Raw genomic sequence first — 4,580 nt, 5'->3', positions numbered from 1 at the left:
GGATAAGCCAGCGCAAGCAAAGCGCCTAGAGGCATCGGGCTCACAGTTGTTGTTAGCTGACCGATTCCTCTTTCCCATTGAGCAGCTTGAGCCATTATGCGATATGCGGCACCACTGCTTGGATGATCAGCTTTGCTGCTTTCCCCTCCGCCAATGCTACCATGCCCCGTTAAACGGTAAAGCAAGTCCAAGCGATGCTTCACATCTACATTCCGTTCTTGAGGAAGCAAATCCCGCTCGCTCAATAAAGCAGCCAATTCACAAGCTTCTCGAGCGCAGCCTTTTTTGGCCGCATGAAGAATCATTGCTCCAAGCCTTGGATGAAGTCCGAGCTTTGCGATTTGCACACCAGCCGTTGTTGGTTTACCTGACTCATCAATCGCTTTCAACTGACGCAGTAGTGATGTTGCTTGTTCATAGGCTGGTTTTGGCGGAGGCGTCAACCACTCTAGTTCATCTAGATTCTGAATGCCCCACACGGCAAGCTCAAGCGCAAGTGGAGCAAGATCTGCTTCGAGCAGCTCTGGTGCATTTTGCGCAGGCAAATAAGGATGCTCCTGCTCCGTCCAAAGCCGATAACAGACTCCCGGAGCAAGGCGTCCTGCTCTGCCTCTTCGCTGATCAGCAGATGCTTGCGATACGGGAACCGTCTCCAAACGGGTCATGCCAGTACGTGGAGAGAAGCGGGGTACTCGCATAAGCCCGCTATCAACGACAATTGTAACCCCTTCGACAGTCAAACTGGATTCCGCAATTGATGTGGCAAGTACAACCTTTCGCTCGCCTTTCAGGCAAGGAAGTACAGCTGCATCTTGTTTTTCCAGCGACAGGCTGCCATGCAGCTCTTCAATTCGAATAGGTGAAGCAAGGCTAGCTTCTGTAAGCCACCTAGCCGTTCGGCGAATTTCAGCCACACCAGGCAGAAACGCAAGTACATCCCCCTCACTTGCGCGAAGAGCTTCCATAATCGTCCTACCCATATGCGGCTCGATTGGCCCAATAACACGTGCCTGAGCAAAATTTGTGATGACTGGAAATACTCGGCCTTTGGAGCGAATAACAGGAGCATCACCAAGCAGCTCTGCTATTGGATCTGCATCAAGTGTTGCCGACATTACCACCAATCGCAAATCATCTCGCAGCAGCAGCTGTGACTGCAAACAAAGCGCTAATCCCAAATCACCATGCAGATGTCGTTCATGAAATTCATCGAAAAGAATCACTCCGACCTGCTCTAGTGCAGGATCCTCTTGTAGCATCCTTGTTAAGACGCCTTCCGTGATTACTTCAATGCGAGTGTTCGGACCAATCCGTGAATCAAGCCGTACTCGGTAACCTACCGTTTCACCGGCCTTCTCGCCTAATGTCCTTGCCATGAAATGCGCCGCCGAACGAGCGGCAAGCCTGCGAGGCTCCAGCATAATAATCTTTTTGCCAGACAGCCAAGGCTGATCAAGCAGTGCCAGCGGTACCCGCGTCGTCTTTCCCGCTCCCGGCTCAGCAACTAGTACAGCATTAACGTGAGCTTGCAACTTTTCCAGCAGCTCCGGCAATACCGCATCAATTGGCAGTTGATTCATGGTGAAAACCCCTTCTTTTACCTCAATCTTATTTAACAATGCGCAGCATCTGAACGACAGGACGGTTATCACCAGGTAATGAAACCTCATTACTATACAGCTGTGAAGACCCATCTCCATCTAGAAAAATACCATCAACCAGATTATCTTTGCTAAACGTATCAATAATCGCTTGACGGAACATTTCTAACGTCCCTTTTGTTTCACTGACAATTAAGTAGATCGTGCCCCTATTATCGTAAACTGCCGCAGAGCGCAGTCTATCCTCGTCCGGGAATGGCGCATTTTCTAAAGCCGCTTGCTTATACCATTCGCTGTCATTGCCAAGACTCATACTAATGCCGCCTTGTGCCCAAAAGCGATTATGATCCTTCACTTTCAGCTCATTCGCAAGTCGAACCACCTGAACACTTAGTGTATCTGCCGCCCCATCCCATACTAGCGTACCACGAGCATACTTTACATTTTCACTTCCAGTTCCAAACTTACCAATCGCTCCATTAACAGGCAGACTATTCACAACACTAATACTAAGCAGCTGATCCCCATAGAAGAAGCCGCCGTTAATACCGACATGTTCGGTCAGCGTTACATTGTTCTGAATCGCTTCCAGTGTGATGTTGGACGGTTTCGTCTGTAGAACATGTAGTGTCATTCCGTTAGAAGCACTAGCTTCTGTATAGGTATATTGCTTTGCCGTGCTTAGTGCAAGCTCATCCGGTTTTGTTTTATTACTTAGTGCCATAATCATAAAATAAAATAGGACGGCTGATACAAGCAAAATTCCCAACATAATACCCACAATTGCGAAGATTCGCTTTCTGCTCAAGCGAGTCGGTTCATTCGTTTGCATATCAGTGTTAATCTCCTTAGCCTTATTCATTTAAACCATCCTTTTYGTTTGAACCAAGCGAACATGCTAACAGCAATAATAAACATGACACCTAGAACAGCGAAGTATCCCCAGCTCCAAGTGAGCTCAGGCATATTGTTGAAATTCATCCCATACAGCCCCGCCAAAAAAGTCAGCGGCATAAATATAGTCGTAATTACCGTCAATGTTTTCATAATGGTATTCATTCGATTGGAGTTATAAGATATATAACTGTCACGCAAATCCGCCGTCATTTCTCGGCAAGAGTCCATCATCTCGGACAGCTTGAGCAAGTGATCATAGACATCATGATAAAAGGCCATATAATGCTTCATCTCAACAATTCGTTCGGAGTTGGTTATGCGATAAAGTAAATCTCTCATCGGAATGATCGTCTTACGCAATCGCAGCAGTCTAGACCTAATGCTGAAGATGTCGCTCATTGCTGTCTGGTCGGGTCCATCACCGCTGCCGATCTCCATATCAACTAATTGATCCTCAAGCTCATGCACAGCCGGAAAATACTGATCAACCAGCTTGTCTATCACTTGATATGCCGCATATAAATGCCCATGCTCACCGACTTTTACAGATGACATTAGCTTAATGCGGGCATCATCTATTTCTGGACATGCCTGATAATGAAACGTCACGATATAACGAGGTCCGATAAACACGTTAACCTCATTCACATTCAGCGTCTTCCGCTCTATCGCATGAAGTACCAAAAAATGAACATCGTCATAATGATCCAATTTCGGACGCTGCAATAAATGATAGCAGTCCTCGATTGCCAATGGATGAAAATGAAAAAATGTCTCTAGCAGCTTGCACTCCTCTTCATTTGGGCAGCTAAAATCTACCCAGTACCAATCCAGATCAGTAGAGTTCACCTGATCCAGCTTCAGGTCCGTGACCCATTTCTTGTGTTTGGTAAAGCCAATTATTCGAATCAAAGCCGATGCCCTCCCGTTCAAACGCCAAATCATAAATGCTTAACTAAATATGCGATTGTTCTATTTTACACGAAACAACTACTTCTGTAATTGAAAATCACCCTATAAGTAGAAAAAAACGGCATCCCCTTCATTAAAATGAATGGAGATGCCTGTTTGATTAAGCATGAAACATAATTAACGATCGTCTAACGGATAGAAGATTAAGTTAATTGGGAATGCCGAACCTGCCGGCGGACTAAATTCGATATCGAGAGATTTCTCTTTACCGGTAGTTTTCGCCAAAATAACCATACCGTCAAAAGCGGTCAGAACGCCAGAACCCGGCACCTTCCGCAGTTCTCCATTCACTTTAAATGGACCTTTGAATACGCCGCCTCTAGCTAAAACCATAATGGCCATTTTCCGAGGCTTATCGGAATGGATCTTGTACACTGTACCGTAATTGCCTGGATCAACGACTTCTATCCCTCGAAGCGGATCAAAGCCCTTTTGGAATGGATCGATCTTCCCATCGCCAAATACGAGTCTCATTGGCTTCTTTAAACCATCTTGTGATAGATCCACTTTCCAATCAAAACCAGTGATCGGGAAGGTCCCTCTAATATGGCCGTTGAAAGGAAGCTTTGGAAGATCAAGCATCTTATTCGATACGGCGGTCTTACTATTAGCGAAGGTGAATTGTACTAGTCCATCCGTTTCTACATCATATAATAAATTCACGCCCTGTCCCGGGTAGAAATCAGGGAATTGCTTATAAACAAACGTTTCACCTGGTGGTATGACCATCTTCTCATCAATAGGATCATTCATCAGAAAATCAGTAGTAGCCTCGCTGCCAATCAGATTCGCATAAATGGAAGGGTAAACCTCCCCTTTATTGGTCGTTCTAATGGTTACGGGTTCAGTCGATTGGTTGGTTGCCAAGATAGCAAATGAAACTTTTACACCTGAGCCGTTCAAGTGATCTGCATATAGGCGACCTTTGCCTGAGAAGCTGTCCTGGTAGAGGATACCTTCCTCTTTAAATGTTTCGGGACTATCACTTAAAAGAAGCTTTCTAGAAGTATCCTCCGTAATCTCTTTAGGCACAAGAGGCAGGTTTAAGTAATTTCCGTATAATGTGCTCCAATCCGTCTTAATGTAACCGCCTACTGGATTCATATAGAT

The 4,580-nt window shown here is 45.6% G+C and carries 3 protein-coding genes and 1 pseudogene; all 4 read right to left on the bottom strand.

Annotated features, from left to right (window positions below; genetic code table 11):
• Positions 1-1,580 (bottom strand): ATP-dependent helicase HrpB (gene hrpB, locus AC1DWN_RS28535; protein WP_477562264.1); only part of this gene is annotated, 1,580 nt, incomplete at its 3' end.
• A 28-nt stretch (positions 1,581-1,608) separates the two neighbouring features.
• Complete coding sequence (locus AC1DWN_RS28530; RefSeq protein ID WP_477562263.1) at positions 1,609-2,463, bottom strand: phosphodiester glycosidase family protein; 855 nt, start codon at positions 2,461-2,463, stop codon at positions 1,609-1,611.
• Positions 2,460-3,410 carry a magnesium/cobalt transporter CorA gene (gene corA / locus AC1DWN_RS28525; protein ID WP_477562262.1) on the bottom strand — a complete coding sequence of 317 codons (951 nt, stop codon included), beginning with the start codon at positions 3,408-3,410 and terminating at the stop codon, positions 2,460-2,462. Before corA ends, AC1DWN_RS28530 begins: the two co-directional genes overlap by 4 nt.
• A 177-nt stretch (positions 3,411-3,587) precedes the next feature.
• A pseudogene (locus AC1DWN_RS28520) lies at positions 3,588-4,580 on the bottom strand (copper amine oxidase N-terminal domain-containing protein); the annotation flags it as partial.

This window comes from Paenibacillus sp. P4_A7, from assembly GCF_056402455.1.
Note: the sequence above shows the minus strand (reverse complement) of the source record. Positions and strands in the feature narration are given on the sequence as shown.